This window comes from Treponema putidum (genome assembly GCF_000755145.1).
Taxonomy (GTDB): domain Bacteria; phylum Spirochaetota; class Spirochaetia; order Treponematales; family Treponemataceae; genus Treponema_B; species Treponema_B putidum.
Window position 1 is genome coordinate 824339 of record NZ_CP009228.1, and the last position, 19141, is coordinate 843479.

At 36.6% G+C, this 19141-nt stretch carries 18 protein-coding genes and 1 pseudogene; 11 read left to right on the forward strand and 8 right to left on the reverse strand.

Annotation, left to right across the window (positions count from 1 at the left end):
- The first annotated feature begins 76 nt into the window (after nucleotides 1-76).
- From JO40_RS03735 to JO40_RS03745, 3 genes are all read left to right on the forward strand, one after another.
- The gene (locus tag JO40_RS03735; protein ID WP_044978088.1) at nucleotides 77-979 is read left to right on the forward strand and encodes a CobW family GTP-binding protein; all 903 of its coding nucleotides are present in this window, start codon (nucleotides 77-79) and stop codon (nucleotides 977-979) included.
- A gap of 236 nt (nucleotides 980-1215) precedes the next feature.
- On the forward strand, nucleotides 1216-2388 hold the full coding sequence (locus tag JO40_RS03740) for a double-cubane-cluster-containing anaerobic reductase (RefSeq protein ID WP_044978090.1): 1173 nt from the start codon (nucleotides 1216-1218) through the stop codon (nucleotides 2386-2388).
- Entirely contained in the window at nucleotides 2385-2633 is a 249-nt protein-coding gene (locus tag JO40_RS03745) for a putative Se/S carrier protein (RefSeq protein ID WP_044978091.1), read from the forward strand. The genes JO40_RS03740 and JO40_RS03745 overlap by 4 nt, the downstream gene beginning before the upstream one ends.
- An 82-nt stretch (nucleotides 2634-2715) precedes the next feature.
- On the opposite strand, the gene JO40_RS03750 is transcribed toward JO40_RS03745, so the two are convergent.
- Genes JO40_RS03750 through JO40_RS15020 form a run of 5 tightly spaced genes read right to left on the reverse strand, consistent with a single transcriptional unit; the run spans nucleotide 2716 to nucleotide 5791 of the window.
- Nucleotides 2716-2976, reverse strand: coding sequence for a putative Se/S carrier protein (locus JO40_RS03750; protein WP_044978093.1), 261 nt, complete (start codon nucleotides 2974-2976; stop codon nucleotides 2716-2718).
- Nucleotides 2973-4247, reverse strand: a complete 1275-nt coding sequence (locus tag JO40_RS03755) for a double-cubane-cluster-containing anaerobic reductase (protein ID WP_002666126.1) — start codon at nucleotides 4245-4247, stop codon at nucleotides 2973-2975. The genes JO40_RS03750 and JO40_RS03755 overlap by 4 nt, the downstream gene beginning before the upstream one ends.
- A 1-nt stretch (nucleotide 4248) precedes the next feature.
- Nucleotides 4249-5046, reverse strand: a complete 798-nt coding sequence (locus JO40_RS03760; protein WP_044978095.1) for a hypothetical protein — start codon at nucleotides 5044-5046, stop codon at nucleotides 4249-4251.
- On the reverse strand, nucleotides 5043-5639 hold the full coding sequence (locus JO40_RS03765; protein WP_245608989.1) for an acyl-CoA dehydratase activase: 597 nt from the start codon (nucleotides 5637-5639) through the stop codon (nucleotides 5043-5045). Before JO40_RS03765 ends, JO40_RS03760 begins: the two co-directional genes overlap by 4 nt.
- A gap of 17 nt (nucleotides 5640-5656) precedes the next feature.
- Nucleotides 5657-5791, reverse strand: a complete 135-nt coding sequence (locus tag JO40_RS15020) for a hypothetical protein (RefSeq protein ID WP_276324849.1) — start codon at nucleotides 5789-5791, stop codon at nucleotides 5657-5659.
- A gap of 147 nt (nucleotides 5792-5938) precedes the next feature.
- On the opposite strand from JO40_RS15020, the gene JO40_RS03770 reads away from it, so the two are divergent.
- From JO40_RS03770 to JO40_RS03790, 5 genes and pseudogenes are all read left to right on the forward strand, one after another.
- Nucleotides 5939-6955, forward strand: coding sequence for an ABC transporter substrate-binding protein (locus JO40_RS03770; protein WP_044978096.1), 1017 nt, complete (start codon nucleotides 5939-5941; stop codon nucleotides 6953-6955).
- A gap of 184 nt (nucleotides 6956-7139) precedes the next feature.
- On the forward strand, nucleotides 7140-8039 hold the full coding sequence (ftcD, locus tag JO40_RS03775) for a glutamate formimidoyltransferase (protein WP_044978098.1): 900 nt from the start codon (nucleotides 7140-7142) through the stop codon (nucleotides 8037-8039).
- Nucleotides 8040-8292: 253 nt separating this feature from the next.
- Complete coding sequence (locus tag JO40_RS03780; RefSeq protein ID WP_044978099.1) at nucleotides 8293-9303, forward strand: thiamine ABC transporter substrate-binding protein; 1011 nt, start codon at nucleotides 8293-8295, stop codon at nucleotides 9301-9303.
- Nucleotides 9287-10962, forward strand: a pseudogene (locus tag JO40_RS03785) (ABC transporter permease). The gene JO40_RS03780 and the pseudogene JO40_RS03785 overlap by 17 nt, the downstream one beginning before the upstream one ends.
- A gap of 14 nt (nucleotides 10963-10976) precedes the next feature.
- Nucleotides 10977-11609, forward strand: a complete 633-nt coding sequence (locus JO40_RS03790) for an ABC transporter ATP-binding protein (protein ID WP_044978101.1) — start codon at nucleotides 10977-10979, stop codon at nucleotides 11607-11609.
- Between the two features lie 238 nt (nucleotides 11610-11847).
- On the opposite strand, the gene JO40_RS03795 is transcribed toward JO40_RS03790, so the two are convergent.
- Together JO40_RS03795 and JO40_RS03800 are read right to left on the reverse strand one after the other, a co-directional pair.
- Nucleotides 11848-12906: a Fic family protein gene (locus JO40_RS03795; RefSeq protein WP_044979688.1), complete on the reverse strand. Its 1059-nt coding sequence runs from the start codon at nucleotides 12904-12906 to the stop codon at nucleotides 11848-11850.
- 113 nt (nucleotides 12907-13019) lie between these two features.
- On the reverse strand, nucleotides 13020-14222 hold the full coding sequence (locus tag JO40_RS03800) for a M20 metallopeptidase family protein (RefSeq protein ID WP_044978103.1): 1203 nt from the start codon (nucleotides 14220-14222) through the stop codon (nucleotides 13020-13022).
- 157 nt (nucleotides 14223-14379) lie between these two features.
- On the opposite strand from JO40_RS03800, the gene JO40_RS03805 reads away from it, so the two are divergent.
- From JO40_RS03805 to JO40_RS03815, 3 genes are read left to right on the forward strand one after another with little or no spacing between them, the layout of a single operon-like run.
- On the forward strand, nucleotides 14380-15471 hold the full coding sequence (locus JO40_RS03805; protein WP_044978105.1) for a sensor histidine kinase: 1092 nt from the start codon (nucleotides 14380-14382) through the stop codon (nucleotides 15469-15471).
- A gap of 1 nt (nucleotide 15472) precedes the next feature.
- A complete protein-coding gene (locus JO40_RS03810) occupies nucleotides 15473-16078 on the forward strand; it encodes a response regulator transcription factor (protein ID WP_044978107.1) in 606 nt (201 codons plus the stop codon).
- Nucleotides 16079-16089: 11 nt separating this feature from the next.
- Nucleotides 16090-17421: a YhjD/YihY/BrkB family envelope integrity protein gene (locus JO40_RS03815; RefSeq protein ID WP_044978109.1), complete on the forward strand. Its 1332-nt coding sequence runs from the start codon at nucleotides 16090-16092 to the stop codon at nucleotides 17419-17421.
- Between the two features lie 12 nt (nucleotides 17422-17433).
- Here the strand turns inward: JO40_RS03815 and JO40_RS03820 are convergent, their stop codons facing one another.
- Entirely contained in the window at nucleotides 17434-19131 is a 1698-nt protein-coding gene (locus JO40_RS03820) for an FAD-dependent oxidoreductase (RefSeq protein WP_044978110.1), read from the reverse strand.
- Nucleotides 19132-19141 lie beyond the last annotated feature (10 nt).

Consider the following 19141-nt stretch of genomic DNA (forward strand, 5'->3'; position numbering starts at 1 on the left):
GGCTGCCAAGCAAAAGGCGGGCAGCCTTTTTTAACACAAAATAAATGAGATGCTTAAAAAATGGGAATAAAATTATATGAAAATTTTAGTTATATCAGGTTTTCTAGGAGCAGGTAAAACAACTTTTATTCAAAAACTCGCGGAAAAATCAAAAAAAAATTTTGCCGTAATGGAAAATGAGTACGGCATAACGGGAATCGACGGAAATATTTTAAAACAAGATAGATTAAAAGTTTGGGAATTAACTGAGGGCTGTATTTGTTGCTCTCTGCAATCGGATTTTGCTTCTTCAATTTTAACTATTGCAAATACTACAGACCTCGACTATTTGGTAGTTGAACCCACAGGAGTCGGACTTTTAAGTGCAGTAATACATAATATTTCTAAAATAGAATATGAACGTATACGGCTTTTGGAACCTATAACCATTGTGGATGTTCATTGTGTTGACAATTATTTAAGAGAATTCGGAGACTTATATACAGACCAAATTAAAAACGCTCCGCATATCATTCTTTCGAAGACGGAAAACACTTCAGGAAACGAGCTCAATCGTATTATTACAATTTTAAAAGAATTAAACCCTAAAGCTCAAATTACTTCTGAACCTTATAATGCTCAAAAACCGGAGTGGTGGAAAAAATTCTTTGAAAACTTATACAATAAAAATAAAGCAGCTCAGCCGCTTATACCCGTTAATAAGCACGGCTTGGAAAACGTAGGATTCACCGGTATTAAAATAAATAGTGTAAACGAATTATTGGAATTACTTGTTGCCCTTATGCAAGGTTTTTTGGGAACGGTTTACAGGGTAAAAGGTTATGTATCTATAGGCGGACAATGGACTAAATTTGATGTGGTCAACAAACAATATAATGTTAGCCTTTGTAATAAGATGCCCGAATCCAAGGTTATAGTCATAGGCCGTAATTTAGAAAAAAATCGACTCAAAGCAGCTTTTAATGTAAAAGTAAAATAGATCTATTGACTATTTTGCAATATCATATTTAATAGATTAGAATGCAAAAAAGCAAAGTTATACGATAAAGACAAAAAATGTTAAATGCAGCCTCTAAAAAATGAAGTTTTTTAGAGGTGTTCTGCTATTTTTCCCAACTACATATTTTCTCACCTACTTGTAATTTTTTTAATAAATACTAACATATTATAATAAATATAGAGTAATTAAATCTAAACTATTTTTGGAGAATGATTATGAACAATCTGCCTAAAGGATTTGACAGCTTGGCTGAAGCTCAACAGAAAAAATTTTTAGCTTTAAAAAATTTAAAAGATGCAGGCGGCAAGGTTATCGGTCTTTACTGCTCTTATGTGCCTACCGAACTTGTATATGCAGCAGGAGCCGTTCCCGTTTCTTTATGTGCAACAAGTGAAAAACCCATAAGTGCAGCCGAGAGAGATTTACCTAAAAACCTCTGTCCTCTTATAAAGGCTTCTTACGGACATGCCATAACCGACACTTGTCCGTTTTTTTATTTTTCGGACTTTATTGTGGGAGAAACCACCTGTGACGGCAAAAAAAAGATGTTCGAACTTTTAAACGATATAAAGCCCACCCATGTAATGCATCTGCCTCAAAATAACCTTGATCCCAAGGCTTATCCTTTTTGGGCCGATGAGGTAAAAAAGCTAAAGGAAAGAATCGAAGAATTTTATAACATAACAATAACCGAAGACGATTTAAGGCAGGCTATAAAGGACTGCAATCAGGAAAGAAGAAATCTTGTAAATTTCTTTGAACTTTCAGCCCTAGACCCTTCTCCGGTATCAGGCTTAGAACAGTTTAATGTAAAAGAAGCCTTCGGTTTTCAATACGATATACAGAAAAAAAATGAAGAAATAGTTAAACGTACAAAAGAATTAAAAGAGTATTGGGAGAAGAATTTAAAAGGTACAAGGGATGAGCGTCCGCGAATCTTAGTGACAGGCTGTCCCCTAGGCGGGGTAAAAGAGAAAATATTAGCAAAGATTGAAGAACTCGGGGCTGTTATAGTAGGCTATGACAGCTGCTCAGGTCTGCGCACTCACATGGAATTTGTAGATGAAGATCCTGCAAGAGACCCAATTGAAGCTATTGCCGAAAAATATCTTAAAACAAACTGCTCCGTTATGAGCCCTAACCCCGGAAGACTTAAAGATTTGGACTATCTTATAGATCACTATAAGGCCGATGCGGTAATCGAATGCACCTTGGTTGCCTGCCACACCTTCAACCTTGAAGCTCATACAATCGGAAAACACATTATGCAAAAGGGCCTTCCCTATATTCACATAGAGTCGGATTATTCCCAAGAAGATGCAGGACAATTTGCAACAAGGCTTGAAGCCTTTTTGGAAGTTGTTTCAGAAAGGAAAAAATTAAAATGAATTATATAATTACCTTTGCAACTACAACAGCTGCTATTCAATGCGACTCAATTATAAAGACAAACCCTATAAATGCAAGGCTTATTCCCATACCGGGGTTTTTAAAAGCCGGCTGCGGTTTTGCATGTCTTTTTCAAAATGTACAAAAAGAAAAAGTTGAAAGCTGGATAGGCAAAAATAATATCAGCTATGAGGAACTGCTTGAAGTGAGATACGAAAATGGACTTATAAGTACCATCTCATAAAAAAGAAAGAGCCGGGCATCTTGTAAAATCCAACAAAATTTTTTACAAGATACCCTTATCTTTTATGGCGTTTTCTAAAGAATCAGCAAAATTTATTTCTTTCGGGATTAAAACTTTTTTCACTTTCCCAAAATTTACTTATTTTAATGCCTTCTTCTTCAATTATCTCCTTAATTTTATCCGTATCGGAAAAATCATAATAGAGAATACTTACTCCGCAGCAAGCATCGGCTTCTCTGGGAGTAGGTGCCATTGTACACTTTACTCCTTCTTGTTTTATAAGACCGTAAAGCTTAAGAGCTGTTTTTGAATCGGGCAAAAAAACATAATAATTTTTCATCATCTTAACATTTCTATAAAAGCACCGATACGGGTTTTTAGCTGCTCTGCATCTTCATCGGTATAATCCGTTTCAATGCCTAAGCAGGGAATATTATGTTCGCGTAAAACCTTTTCGACAAAATATCCTTCCGTATCATAGATATTACAGAATTTTAGATTTAAATCGATAACGCCGTCTGCCTTATATTCTTTTGCAAGCCGGATAATATCATCGATTCTTTCTTTATTTGGGGTAAAACAAGCACAGTTTATATGTCCCAAATACCTTTTTGTTAAGTTATTAACCATTTCATCAATTGTTGTTCCCGTTTCATCAACCAAAGCCTCACAGTATCTTATTCCGGTACACATCTCTTCACAAACAACAGCTCCTCCCGTAGTTTCGATTATGTGATGAATTTTCCAGTTTGGAATTGAAAGCGGAGTTCCCGTCAAAAGAATTCTCTTTGTTCCTTTTTTAAAGACAGAAACATTTTCTTTTTTTCGATTGTCAAGTTCATCACAAAGCTTGTTTACCATTGTTACAAAACGGGTAGGGTCATCGTAAAAGGCAATCTGATGAATCAATAAAACATCTTTACCGGAAATAGGAATGTTTTCCAGCTTTCTAAAATTATTCAATCTTTGCAAGGCCTTTCTTTTGTTGTTTACAATTTCGATTGCCTTTTTTAAAGATTCGGGTGTAACGGTGTTTCCTGTAAGTTCCTCAAGTTTTTTGATGTAGCCCTTAATTTCGCAAGCCCATTTTTCAAAATCCTGAGGCCTTTTCATCTGAGGAATATCCATGATGTGCATAGGAGCATCTTCCGCTAAGATTTCCCAAGCTTTCTTTTTTCCGTCACAGGTTGTTTCACCGACAAAGAGATCGCATATTCTAAAGAAAGGACAGGTCTTTCCAAAGCGGGCTCCAAGCGAAGCTTTAATTAGGGGACAAGTTGCCGTAGGTAAAAATTTTTCACCATCAGGAACCCAAAATTGTGAACCGCTGCAAAGGCCCGTTGCAATGGCTCCTGCCGCAATTACTACCTCATCAGGAACATGAATACAAAAGGAACCTACAACCTTTCCTCCTTCCTTTTGAAAATCCACAAGTTCTTGCGGACGAATACCGTGAATGTCTGCTACAACCATGTTGAAAAAATCCATTCCCTCAGGTCTGTTTTCTTGAGCCAAGTAGACATCTCCAAATGCGCCGGGCAAAGCCTCGCATAACAAGTCGTGGGTTTTAACATCCATACCCAGATCTTCCCACATTTTTCTGTAATCTGCCATTTTAATCCTCCTGGTACATTACGTTCATATTATATTTATACGGACAATATTTATATCCGTAATCCGCATTATTCCAGCCTCGGCAAAGGCGTATAACTCTATTTTTTTTCGGATTAATATAAGCTTCTTTTTTTACCTCCTTTAAAATTGTTTTATATGAACCCCTCGGACAGAGGGCAAAAATTTTTTTAACCGTATTTTTTTTCGATTTAAATTTTATTGTTTTGCAAATATCATCAAAATATTTTTTTCTTCTTTCAAGGTCTAAAATATAAGGCGTATAATAACGCAGTAAAAAAGCTTCTTCAGCACTGAGGTCCGAATACTCATCTATTTTTTTTAAAACAGTTTCAATGTAATTTAAAATTTCTTTTGCTTTTCGGTATTTTAAATCATTAAATTTTTTTCCGTAAACTTCCTGTATGTTTTTTTCCAATTCGGATTTGCCTTTATATAAAATAACCTTTTTATCGGTGTTTTCTTTTAGCTTATTAAAAAAATGGGTACAGGTATTTTCTATTAAATACATGCTGCACGAAAAAAGAATGGGACACTTATCTGTTTTTAAGTAAATTACGGAACTTCTTATAACATCGCATATATTTTCCATATCACCGAATTTAAAAATTGCAGAATCGGTTCCTTCGCAAGGTACGGGCAATAGGCCATAAGCATAGAGGATATCGAGAGGTAAATCCTCTCCGAAGATTCCTATAACATTTGCTGAGGATAAATAATTTTCGGCAGCTTCGACGTATGCCTCACGTCTAAGATTCTCCAAAAACGAAATATCTATCATGATAATATACAGGCTCCTATTGCTCCGGCAAAAGCCCCCAAGTCATCGGATAAAACGGGAGCTTCAAGTTTTTTTGCGATTTCTTCTATTATATAAGTATTTGCACTAAAGCCGCCTGTTAAAAAATATAGATCGGAGCGAGGCTTTCTGTTTGCTAATGAAACTACTTTTGAAACTATTTGGTTGATAACTCCCCTTGCAATATCTTCGCGGGGAGTTCCCTTTCCCATGAGGGAGGTTACTTCAGATTCGGCAAAGACGGTACAGACGGAAGAAAGGTTTAAGTCCTTTCCTCTCACTGCGTACTCGCTTATTTCCTGTAAGCTCAAGCCCAGCCTGTTTGCCATTAATTCCAAAAATTTACCCGTACCTGCCGAACACTTATCGTTCATGATAAAGTCAATTACAAGTCCGTCCTTTACAACAATGACTTTTGTATCCTGTCCTCCGATATCGATTACGGTTACATCTTTTTTTGCCAAAAAGTGAGCACCCTTTCCATGACAGGAAATTTCGGTTAAGGTTTTGTCGGCAAAGGGAACGCTCACTCTTCCATAACCTGTGGCGGTTATTTTAAAGTCCTTATTTTGCAAGGTCTCTTTTATCCAGTCTAAGACAGCTTCTCCCGTTTCCTTGCTGTTCCATCCGCTGGGTATACGATTTTTATAAAGAATGTTTTTTTATTTTCATCCATTATAACGGTTTTGGTTGCCGTTGAACCGATATCTATTCCTATGTAGTGCATACTCCTCTCCGTGTATTGCCTATAATGTTTCATAAAGAATAAAAAGTCAATAGATATATTATGAATTTTATAAATTTATTAAAAATTATATTGACTCTTTTGTCCTTTCAGTGTATCTTGGCTGTAAGTATTTTTATGGAGGACAAAATGAAAAAGATTATTTTTTCTGCATTATTTTTATTGATTGCAAGTACCTTTGTATTTGCAGCCGGTTCTTCCGAAAAAGAATCAAAGGATCTTTCAGGAAAAACATTAAATGTGGTTGCAACAAGCGCTTATAAAGAGCTCTTTGACGCATTTACGGCAAAGACAAATGTAAAAGTTGAATTTCTTTCGATGTCGAGCGGAGAAGTTTTGGCAAGAACAAGAGCCGAGGGCAAACCTATTTACGATGTCTGGTTCGGAGGCGGAATTGATGCCTTTATGTCAGCAAAGGAAGAGGGCTTTTTAGAAAACTATGTTTCTCCCAACTCAAAGGATATTCCTGTCCAATATAAGGACTCTGACGGAGCTTGGATTGCAAAAGGAATTACCGTTGTCGGTTTTATCGGAAACAAGGATGTCTTGGCCGAGAAAAAACTTCCCATGCCAAAAACATGGGCAGAGCTGGCCGACCCTAAATACAAGGGAGAAGTTATTATGAGCGACCCTGCAATTTCGGGTACAAACTACGGAGCGGTAAAAGGCTTACTCGATCTTTTCGGCGAAGAAAAAGGCTGGGCTTATTGGGAAAAAATAAACGCAAATATTCCTTTTTTGGGAAAGAGAGGAAAGGATCCGCAAGAAAAAACAGCTCAGGGTGAATTTGCAGTTGGCATTATTCCTGCAGATGAAAAAGCTTTTAAACTTGCAGACGATAAAAACCTAATTGTAGTATATCCCGAAGACGGAATCCCATGGGTACCGGAAGGAACTGCAATCTTTAAATCATGTCCGAATCTTGATGCGGCAAAGGCTTTTATCGATTTTATGCTTACAAAAGAGGGTCAAGAAATTATTGCAAGACATGACGGAAAAGATGCCGCCCAACTTGTAAAACCGGGTGTTAAGGGACTTTCATTAGGCTTGCCGAAAGATAAGCTTATAAAGGAAGATTTAAGCAGCTTCGGAAAAGACAGGCAAAGAATCTTAGATAAATTTGCTTCATTAAGGCCGAAAATGTAAATGTCATATTTAAGGTATCCTTAAATAAAAACAAAGAGGCACTGATTGATTTACGTAAACTTTGAATAAGTCAATCAGTGCTTAATTTTTGTATTATAAACCATTAATAAATCATTTTTATCTTGCCTAAGATTTTTTTTTATGTTACACTTGCACGAAGAGTTCAATGTCTTAGGAGTTTGTTATGATGAACAAAATAATTGAATGTGTTCCTAACTTTAGTAACGGCCGCGATCCTGAAGTTTTGGAAAAGATTATAGCCCCTTTTCGCGGAAAAAAAAATGTAAAACTGCTTGATTATGAATCAGACAAGGATCATAACCGTTCCGTTGTAACCGTAATAGGTGAACCCGAAGAGCTTAAAAAAACCGTAGTGGAAGCTATCGGAATAGCCGCAAGTCTTATCGACCTACGCAAACACGAAGGGGCTCACCCCAGAATGGGTGCGACCGATGTTGTCCCATTTATTCCGATTAAAAATTCCACAATGGAAGAATGTATCGAATTATCTAAGGAGGTAGGAAGGCTCATCTGGGAGAAGCACAAGATTCCCGTATTCTTATACGAAAAATCGGCATCTGCTCCTGCACGTGAAAACCTTTCCAATATCAGAAAAGGCCAGTTTGAAGGAATGTCCGAAAAGGTAAAGCAGCCTGAATGGAAGCCCGACTTCGGCGGAACCGAGATTCATCCTTCTGCAGGTGTTACAGCAGTCGGCTGCCGAATGCCCCTTGTTGCTTTTAACGTAAACTTGGCTACAAGCGATCTTTCGATTGCGGACAAAATTGCTAAAAAAGTTAGGTACATAGGCGGAGGCTTACGCTTTGTAAAAGCAATGGGCGTAGATCTTACAGAGCGAGGGATCGTTCAAGTTTCAATGAACATGACCGACTACACAAAAACGTCTCTTTACCAATCCTATGAAATGGTAAAGATGGAAGCAAAACGCTATGGCGTAAATGTCGTAGGCACCGAAATTGTCGGCCTTACCCCGATGGCCGCCTTAATGGATGTTGCTTCTTATTATCTCCAAATCGAAAACTTCGAATTCAGTCAAATCATTGAGGCAAGATTATTAGAATAGGTTTGATATAATGACTTAAAAACAAATTATCGGATAAAACCGATAATTTGTTTTTTAACTTTGTTGCCTTATTTATTTCTACGTGCATTTTTTATTTTTTGATATATTTGTTTACATGCTATTGAATTCTTTTTTTCCTTATGTTAAACTCACTTCTGCCGGGGTGCTTTTACAAGCTGAGAACATACCCGCAAAGGGCTGTCCGCACGGATGCCCTATTACCTGATCCGGATAATACCGGCGGAGGGAGCTTATGAAAAATCATTTACGCTCTATTTTAATTTTCTCTTTTTTAATTATCGGTTGTGCCGCTCTTTTTGCAGGCGGTGCAAAAGAATCTGACGGAACAAAGGTCGTAGTTTACACAACAAAATCCTTCGCTGCCGACTACGGGCCGGGTCCGAAAATTGCCGAGCTCTTTAAGGCAAAAACGGGCAAGGAAGTTGAATACGTTATCTGCAAAGAAGGCGTTTTAAACAGGGCCATACTTGAAGGCAAGGCTTCTACAGCGGATGTCCTCATAGGTATAGATAACCACCTTATCGAAAAGGCACGCAAGGCAAAAGTTTTAAAAGCCTACAAACCTACGGCCGCGGACAAGATAGATTCAGGTGTTCTTATTGCCGATGACTGGCTTTTGACTCCATTTGACTACGGTTATTTTGCCTTTATGTTCGATACAAAGGCCAAAATCAAAAAGCCCTCATCTTTAAAGGAACTAACCGATTCGGTTTATGCAAAAAAGATTGTTATTTTGGATCCGAGTTCCAGTACAACAGGACTGGGTTTAGTCTCGTGGACAAAGGCCGTTTTTGGCGATAAGTATCTTGACTTTTGGAAAGCCCTCAAGCCGAATGTCTTTGCCATGGCTCCCAAGTGGAGTACGGGCTACGGATATTTTACAGCCGGAGAAGCTCCCATAGCCATCTCTTACACAAGCAGCCTAGCATCCCATGTTCTATATGCCAAAACAAACCGATTTCAACCACTGATTTTTGAAGAAGGACATATTATTCAAATTGAAGGTATGGGTATTGCCGCCAATGCAGCTCATACTAAAGGCGCAAAGGAATTTATAGATTTTATGCTGACAGAAGAAGCTCAAAGCCTTCTTCCCGAAACTCAGTTTATGTATCCAGTTATCAAGGGGCTTGCCCTTCCTGCTTCTTATAAGGATGTTCCCAAACCTGCAAAAGTTTTGCGTATTCCTTCAGAAGATCAAACCGAATCGGTAAATGCCGTAATCAATGTTTTACAAAAATAAACGGCAAGGCCGAGAAACTCGACATGACCGACTTTCTCGGCCGAGCAGCCTATCAAAGGTAGGCTGCCTTGTTTTACCGCTCGGCGGCCTTATCTTTTTTCTTGTTCTGCTTTCTTTTTTTCTTCCGCTGATTTTAAGCTTTGTTCCCTTATTTTCTTCACGCTTTGACTTTTCGCATATTACGGGAGTAAAAAGCTCTTTTGCTTTTTCGCAAGTTTTTAGGATTGCAGCCTTTACGGTTTCTCAGGCCTTTTTTTCCGCAGCTCTTGCCTGTGCGGTAGGCTTTGCTGCCGCTTATTTTTGTGCAAGAAAAAACTTTCGGGGTAGAAAATTTTTAATGGCTCTGTCGAGTGTCCCCCTCTGTGTACCTGCAATAATTGTTGCCCTTTCCTTTATAATATTTTTCGGGAATAACGGAATCCTCAATTCTTTTTTTAAGAGCTTATTAAACCAAGAAGAACCGCCTATCAATTTTATTTTTTCGATGGCGGGAGTAATTATAATCCACGGCTTTTATAACTTTCCCCTTGCGATGAAAACAATTTCTCAAGTTTGGGAACGCTTAAGCGAAGATGAACCTAATGCAGCTATCCTTTTAGGGGCAAGTAAATTTAGAATCTTTAAAACCATAACCTTTCCGGCTCTTTTAAATTCGATAGCCGTTTCCTTTTTGTTGATTTTCCTTTTTTGCTTTTTTAGTTTTATAATAATCCTGCTTTTTGGAGGCCTTGCCCTTACCACCTTAGAGGTAGAACTTTACAAGGCAGCCCGCACAAAATTGGATATGAACCTTGCCGCAAAGATAGCCCTCACCGAAATATCTGCGGCCTTAATTTTAATCCTCATCTATTCTAACCTGCAAAAAAAGATGAGAGTACAAAACGAAAACCTAAAGGGAATAAGGGAGCGCACCTCAATAAAAGGCTTTGGACAAAAAACTTTTTTTAGCTTTACGATTTTTATAATTATTCTTTTTTTAATAGCGCCCTTATTTTCTATCTTTTTACATTCTACATATAATGTAAATTATACTTCTATCTTTAACAAATTCTTTTATTTTAAGGCATGGAAAAATATTTTTTATCCCGAACTTTTTGGACGGCTCTTTGGACAAGCATTAAAATCGGCATTCTTACAGCCCTTGTAAGCCTCATAGCTTCTTTGTTCTTTGCATACATTACCGTCTTTTATAACCGGAGAAAAATATATGCGGTTCCCTATCTGCCCTTGGCAGTTTCCTCTGTAATGCTGGGCTTCGGCTGGCTATTATTAAGGCCTAACGGAACGGAACTCATTTTAATCTTTGCACAAAGCTCCCTTGCATGGCCCTTTGCGTGGACTCAAATACAGACCTCGCTTTTACGCATTCCTCAAAATATTATCAATGCGGCAGTCTTGCTTTCACCGGATAAAAAAACGGCCTTTTTTAAGGTGATAGTACCTCTATGCAAGAAGGGCATCTTTTCCGCCTTGGCCTTTGTCTTTGCCATAAGTGCGGGAGATGCTTCCTTACCAATAGTTTTAAACATACCGCGTTTTAATAACCTTGCCCTGCTGATCTTCGATTATGCTTCTTCATACCGCTTTGTAGAATCTTCTGCAGTTGCAGTCGTCTTAAGCCTTATAACCGGCTTTGTTTTCTTTTTACAGGAAAAATAAATTTGGAGAACCTCATGGAAAAAGAAAAACCGTTTTTACAGCTTAAAAACATAAAAAAACATTTTACAGAAAAAGACATTTCCATTTCTTTTGAATTAAAAAAGGGAAAAGCCTTGGCTCTTCTCGGCCCCTCAGGCTGCGGCAAAACAACGGTTTTAAAAATAATCGCAGGACTCATTTCCCCCGATTCGGGAGAACTTATCTTGGACGGAAAAAATATCAATCACACTCCTCCAGGCAAACGCGGAATCGGAATGGTCTTTCAGGATTATGCCCTTTTCCCTCATCTCAATGTTGAAGAAAATATTTTCTACGGCTTGGTCTCCCAAGGCATGTCTAAAAAGGAAGCCCGAAAGGCCATTGCCCCCCTCGTCGAGCTCTTTCATTTGGAGGCCTTACAAAAACGCAAAACCGACCTTCTTTCGGGCGGAGAAAAACAAAGGGTTTCTCTTGCACGGAGCCTTGCAGTAAAGCCATCTCTCATCCTCTTTGATGAACCTCTCTCGGCCCTGGATGCAGACCTACGCCTGCACTTGCGCAAAGAATTAAGAGTCAAGCAGGAGAGCTTGGGCTACACAGCCGTTTACGTTACCCACGACAAAGACGAGGCTGCAGCCCTTGCCGATGAGGTACTCTACATGGGCTAGAAGCTAGGCTCCGTATTCAAGTAAAAAATCTATTATGTTTTTGTGGATAATTCCATCTTGACTAAAATCTGTGGAATTTTTTGTCGATTTTAAGCACCTTTTTTCCCGCAGTATCGTAGCGGGGCACCTGAATTTGAACCTGTCAGATAAATATCACAGTCCAAATCAACCCGCAGACCATCTCGATTATAATCGATAAAATAAGATATTTTTATTATAATTTCGACTATAATCGAAATTATAGGATAGGTTTATTTCTTATATATTTTGAAAATCGGCCGCTGCCGATAATTTTGATTAATCCTTCCCGTAACATAGTGCCTAAGGCTGCCTCAACAGTTGTAGGGCTAATATCGGGATGAATTTTGCATATTTCCGATTTTGAAATTGGGGTAAGACTATTTAGAACACAGGCTTCAACTCTGGCCGTTTTTGTAATTTTTTTTCCGTGAAGAACGGCAAACCTCTTATCAAGTTCTTTATAACATCGGTAAAGGGTGGACAAAAAGTTTTCGATAAAGGGGATATAGTCATTTTTATTTTCATGCCAATAATATGAAGATTTTTTTAGAGAATCATAATAGTAGGATTTATAATTATTTATCTGCTCCTCAAAAGAAACATATTTACCTGTATCATATCCGTTTTTATATAACAAAAGTAAGGATAATAGCCTTGACATTCTTCCGTTTCCATCCTTAAAAGGGTGAATGCATAAAAAATCAAGAATGACACATGGTATCAATAATAACTGATTAATACCGCTGTCATCCCGTGCAGAAAGATAAGCAAGCTCCAATTGTTCCATTGCCATAGGTGTTTCTTCAGCAGATATAGGCTGAAATCTGATTTTCCTATTGCCCTCTGCATCTACTTCAATTATAGAATTATTAGAAGTTTTAAACCGGCAGCCGTATTCATATCCTGCCGAAGACATTAAAATTTTATGAATATCCAAAATATCTTTAACCGTAAAATCAATATTTTCATAGGCTGAATGAATAGCGGCAAGAGAATCTCGATAACCTGCAATTTCAGCCTCATCATGATTAAGAGGAGCACTGTTTTGATTTACAATAGCATTTATTCTTTCATCGCTTGTAACAATACCTTCGATTGCATTTGAGCTTTTGATAGATTGAATTCTTGCAACTGCTTCAAGTTCCGTAAAAACTTTTACATAATCTTGTTTTCTGTGTTTTGCCTCATTTTTAAGCTCTGCAATTCCTGAAGAAATATTCAAAAGCCCAGCCGGAAGCAAAGCATTTTTTAAAAAAGAATAATCGAATTTTCTCATAAGCCGCCTTTCTGCATAAAAATTATACATTTTTATGCAGATAAGTCAAGTGTTTCTGCATAAAAATCATCAATTTATATGCAGATAGACAAAAAAGTGTAATCGTATATTCTTCATTTTAGATTTTCAAAATCTAAATATTTTAAAACGGCGGCCAGTACAGCCGAGGTTCCTTTATAAAATAAACTTTCATATACATCAAACTTATCCGAGTGATGAGGATAAATTTGTCCGCCGCCATGAATAACGGGATTGGATAAAACAAAAAAAGTACCGGGAGCTTTTTGCAAAAAATATGCCATATCTTCACCGGCCATTGTAGGTACCGTAATTTCGTGGATAACATCTTCTCCCAAAATTTCTTTTGTACTTTCAATAAAAAATTCCGTAAAACCTTTATCATTTATTAAAACAGGATATCTAAAATCATAAACCGTTTTTGCTTCTGCCCTGTAAGATTTTGAAATACCTGAAGCAAGTTCTTCAATTCTTTTTGCAATGAAGCTGCGCTCGCTTTCATCCGTAGCACGTACCGTTCCTTCAATAAAAACCTCATCGGGGATTATATTGAAAGCGGTACCTCCATGTATTTGTCCTACAGTAATCAAGGCATGAGAAGTAGGCGGAAGCTCACGGCTTATTATTTTTTGCAAGCCCGAAACTATTTCACAAGCTATAGGAACAGGATCCGCCGAAAGATGGGGATAAGCTCCATGAGCTCCACGTCCCTTTATGATTATCTTGAATTTATCAGCTGCAGCAAAAAAAGGCCCCTTACATGCACCAATCTTTCCTTTTTCAACGCCCGGATAAATATAACCTTCATGAAGACCTATTACGGCATCAACCTTCGGATTCTCCATACAGCCTTCTTCAATCATAGGAAGGGCTCCTCCGGGATATTCTTCTCCCGGCTGGAAGAGAATTTTAACAGAGCCTTTAAATTCCGATGACAGTTCTTTGAGCACCATACAAGCTCCGAGAGCCATCGCCGTATGCCCGTCATGGCCGCAAGCATGCATACAGCCCTCATGCTTTGATGAAAAACTTAGGCCCGTATTTTCTTTTATCGGCAAGGCATCCATATCAGCCCTGATTGCTATACATTTACCCTTTTCTTTACCCTCAATGAGGGCAACAATAGCATTACCGTCAACAAGTTTATAATATGGTATTTGCAGTTCATCAAGCTGCTTACAAACATAACTAACAGTTTTAGGCAGGGATAATTCCAGCTCCGGAATCTGATGCAAATCCCGTCTAATTTGAATAATCTTAGCTTCTTTTTGTTTAACCAAGCCAATTATATCATACATATAACTTAAAACTCCTTAATGTAAATTCTATTTTACAATTATTGCACAGTATTTTGCAAGTGTCAACACAGTATCTTTTTCTTTATTGATTTTTTTAATTTTTTCCTTTATACTCAATGAGTGGAGGATCTTGTAGTTGAGATAGCCCTATGATTATATGCTTTTATTTTTAGAAAATTTTTTGATAACCTTTTTTTCTTCTCTTTTTGTACTTGTAAAAACAGGCTCATTTACCGCTATACCTTATTTTATGATCTTTTTTTCTTTAGGCCTTTGGTCTGGGATGATAAGCAATAATTATATAAAACCTTTAATTTTTATAACATTTATAATAGCTATAGCAAGCCTTGATAAAAATCTTGCTTTTTTTTCTCCTAGTTTTATAATTATGAATTTAGAAAACAGTAAACCCTCGAATGATTCTCAAAAAAATTATTTTTTATTTTTTAAATGTGTTCCCATTTTATGTCTTTTTTTTAATTTTGATCTTATTTTTTTTCTGTTTGCTTTGATTATATTTTTTTATTCAGGCGTTAAAGAAAACTATTTACTTAAAACATTGGAAGTAACCGGACTAAAAGACAAACTTGCCGAAAACATAATTAATTCGGAAAAGAGAGAGAGAATTTTAAAGAATGATGTTTTAAAAAATGCCGAAATTTTAATTTTGGCCGAAAGAAACAGAATTTCAGGGAGTCTTCATAACTCTATCGGACATACATTGAGTGCAGGTATTTTACAGGTAAATGCACTAAAATATATTTCCAATCAGGAAGAAGTAAAGAAAAGCCTAAATATTTTACAAAGTTCTTTAGAAAAAGGTATGACCGAAATAAGAGAATGTCTTCATAATATGCACAATGATTCTTTTAATTTACAAACAGGCTTAGAAGAACTTGCTGAAAACACAAAAAAGCCTAAAATAGAATTAACATATAAAGTAGACTCCATATCCTATGAGCTAAAATACGATATTTTTTCGATAGTAAAAGAGAGCCTTTCAAACACTATCAAACATAGCGGGGCAAGCGAATTGAATATCAGCATACTGGAACATATCGGCTTTTACTCTCTTATAATAAAAGATAACGGGCGAGGTTTTTCAGAAAAACAAATAAAAAATCTAAATTATGGTATAGGATTAAAAGTCATAGCAGACCTTGTAGAAAAACATAGAGGTATAATTAATTTTTATTCTAAAAACGGATTTAAAACCCATATCATATTTCCAAAAACAAAGGATAAATAAAATGAAAATAATAATAGTTGATGATGACTGCCTTGTAGTTTCTTCTTTAAAAACAATATTAACAGCAAACGGATTCGATATTATTGCAACCGGTTCCACAGGATGCGAAGCTGTTTCTCTTTTTAATGAATACAAACCGGATATTCTTTTAATGGATATAAGAATGGAAAATATGACCGGTATAGAAGCTAGCGAAAAAATCTTAGCTGAGCATAGCGATGCAAAAATACTATTGCTTACAACTTTTAACGATGAAGAATATATTACAAAAGCCATTAACTTCGGGTGTAAAGGTTATATATTAAAACAAAACATCAGCTCTCTTGTTCCTGCACTTAAGGCCGTCGACACCGGAAGCATTGTTTTCGATTCGGAGATAATATCAAAACTGCCTCAAACAAAACCGACACGCTCTCAATTTTTAGGAGACTTAAATGATAGGGAAACGGATGTCTTAGAATTGGTTGCTGACGGACTTAATAATAAGGAAATAGCAAGCCGCCTTAGTTTAAGCGAAGGAACAGTCCGTAATTATGTTTCTTCAATACTCGAAAAATTGAATTTAAGAGACAGAACACAATTAGTAGTATATTATTATACAAAATAGGAGGACATTGATTGAAAAGAGAAAAAAGCAATAGTCAAAAATTTTTAGCTTGGTATACAAGAGTTATTCAAGAACAAAAAAAAGGTCTCTATGATTTTAATCAAAAAATATATATCACAATTGTAAGTTTTGTAAATAATGACCTTTTAACTACGGCGGCAGCAGGAGCATATAATTTTTTAATGTCCGCTCTTCCTGTTTTTATTTTAACATTAACTATTTTACTCCGTGTACTAAAACAAAGCCCGCAGCAAATAAAAGAAGCCCTAAGAGCGCTTTCAATTTTTCAAAACACGATTAATCTTGACAGATTTTTTTATTTTTTATTGAACGTAAATAGCTTTTCTTTTTTTGAATTTATTGTTTTGATTTTTGTTTTATGGATGGCCAGACGGTTTTTTGCAACAATTCAGCATTCAATCAGAAAAGTATACCGTAAGAAAATAAAAATCACGCCGTTAAAAACCAGCCTAATAGTTATTTTAGGTGAAATAATTGTTGTCATCTTTCTTGTTTTTCTATTTATATTTTTAATAACGGGCTCTGCGGTATTTAGAAGTGATTTTGCTCAACCTGTTTTTTCAACTAGTCTATTCAGTCTTTTAAGGAACCTGTTTAAATTTATTCCCGTCATTTTTATGCAATTGTTTGTGTGTTTGGTATATTATTTGATGCCGCCTATAAAACCGTCTTTTAAAACAGCTTTGCTTTCATCTGCAGCCTGCACACTATCTTATTATTTTGTAAAAATATTTTTTAGTTTTTTTAGATCTACAGCTAAATTTACATTAGTATACGGTCTTTTTACGAATGTAATACTTGTCTTAATTCAAGTATGGTTTTTCTTTTTCTTTTTTGTATTTTTTGCACAGTTTATGTACGTAAACCAATTTTTTAATAGTTTTATAATCTCGCAGCTGTACAGACTCCCGAAAGAAGATGCGCCCGGTTTTTTCAATCAGCTTTTAAGACATCTTTTTATTAGTCCGCCAAAAGAATACGGAAAACAAACTATAGAAATAAAAGCAGGAGAAACTATTTTTAATTATGAAGATGAATCAAGTGAGATTTACTACATAATAGAAGGAACCGTAAGCGTTACAAGATTAAACAAAATTTTACATTTCGGAAAAGGAGATTTATTTGGAGAATTTGCCTGTCTTTTAAACGGAAGAAGAACGGGTACGGCTATTGCTGTAACCGACTGCCGTTTGGCCGTTGTGCCCGAAAATGTTTTTTTAGAAGCAATTTCAGTGGATGGAAATCTTTCAAGACAGGCTTTAAAAATGTTGGCCGAATCATTAATAAACCACCCCCCCGAAACCCTGCATCGGGGCTGTTGATTTAACCATTTCCTATCTAAAATTATATTTAGTAACTATCGGCTTTCGCTTTTGAGTAACATCATTAAAGTATTCATAAACACTTATACCTAAAAACGAACCCATGATATTTACTATGTTCTTATATCCTTTACCTTTTAGAGCACAAAGTGCATTATAGCTTCTCTGACCTGAACGGCAATGTACATACACCGGCTTATCTTTCGGAATCTCGTTCATTCTTTCACGTAATTGACTCAAAGGAATATTTACGGCATTTATAATATGGCCTGCTTCAAATTCCTTAGGCTCACGGACATCAACTATAAAAGCATTGTTTTCTACAAGTTCTCGAACCATAGTTACGGGAATTTGTTTATATACACCGTTTAAAATATTTAAACCTACAAGAGCTGCATGATTAACAATATCCTTTGCAGTTCCGAACATCGGTGAATAGCAAAGCTCTAACTCTTTTAAGTCTTCCAAGGTTCCGCCCAACATAATAAATGAAGCTATAACATCTATACGCTTATCGACATTTCCTTTTCCTATTGCTTGAGCTCCCAAAATTTTACCGGAAGGCTTAGCAAAAATCAGTTTAAAGAAAAGGGGATGTACATTCGGCATTATACTTACCTTATCACCTGGGATAACATAGACGAAGTCATAGTTAATGCCTTGAGCCTGACAATCTTTTTCATTAAGGCCTGTGCATGCAGCATTATAATCAAAACATTGGATAACCGAAGAGCCGATGACTCCCGTATTTCTATGAGGAATACCGTACATATCATCTGCTGCTGCTCTGGCCTGCCTCTGTGCAGGGCCTGCAAGAGTAAGCCTTGTCTTTTTGTTTGTTATAAAATGGCTGACTTCAATAGCATCCCCTACTGCATAAATACCATCTACACTTGTACGGTAATTATGATCTACTAAAATTGCTCCCGTATCTCCAAGTTTTACGCCTGCACTTTGGGCTAAAGTAACTTCAGGGCGGACTCCCAAAGATAAAACAACAGCCCCTGCCTCAATTTTTTTACCGCTCTCAAGGACAATAAAACCGTCTCCTATTTCTTTTATCCCGTCACCCAAAATTAAGTTTACTCCCTTATCGTACAATTCTTTATGAAGAATCTGAGCCATATCATAATCGAATGGGGCCATAACTTGAGGAAGTTTTTCTATAAGGAAAACATTTTTACCGGCAAGTTTAAAGTTTTCGGCAACCTCAATTCCAATAAACCCTGCACCTATAACCGCAATATCTTTTACATTATTAGCATTAACATAATCATCAAGTTTTGTAATATCTACAACATTTCTCACTGTGAAGACATGAGGCTTATCGTATCCTGCTATTGAGCGCGGAACAACAGGAGCCGCTCCCGGAGACAGAACTAAAACATCATAAGTTTCATCAAACTCTTTACCGGTATTTAAGTCTTTTACCTTAACAATCTTTTTTGACGAATCAACTGCCAATACCTCGTGCGAAGTCTTTGCAATAATATTATATTGCTTTTTAAACTTTTCAGGAGTCATCAAAACAAGATTTTCACTTTCGGGAACAATTCTACTTAAAAAAAACGGCAAAGCACAGTTTGAAAATGATACATTGGGACCTTTTTCAAACATAATAACTTCAGCATTTTCATCCAAGCGTCTAACTCTTGCAGCAACGGAAGCACCGCCTGCAACACCTCCTACAATCACAACCTTCTTTGCCATAAATTACTCC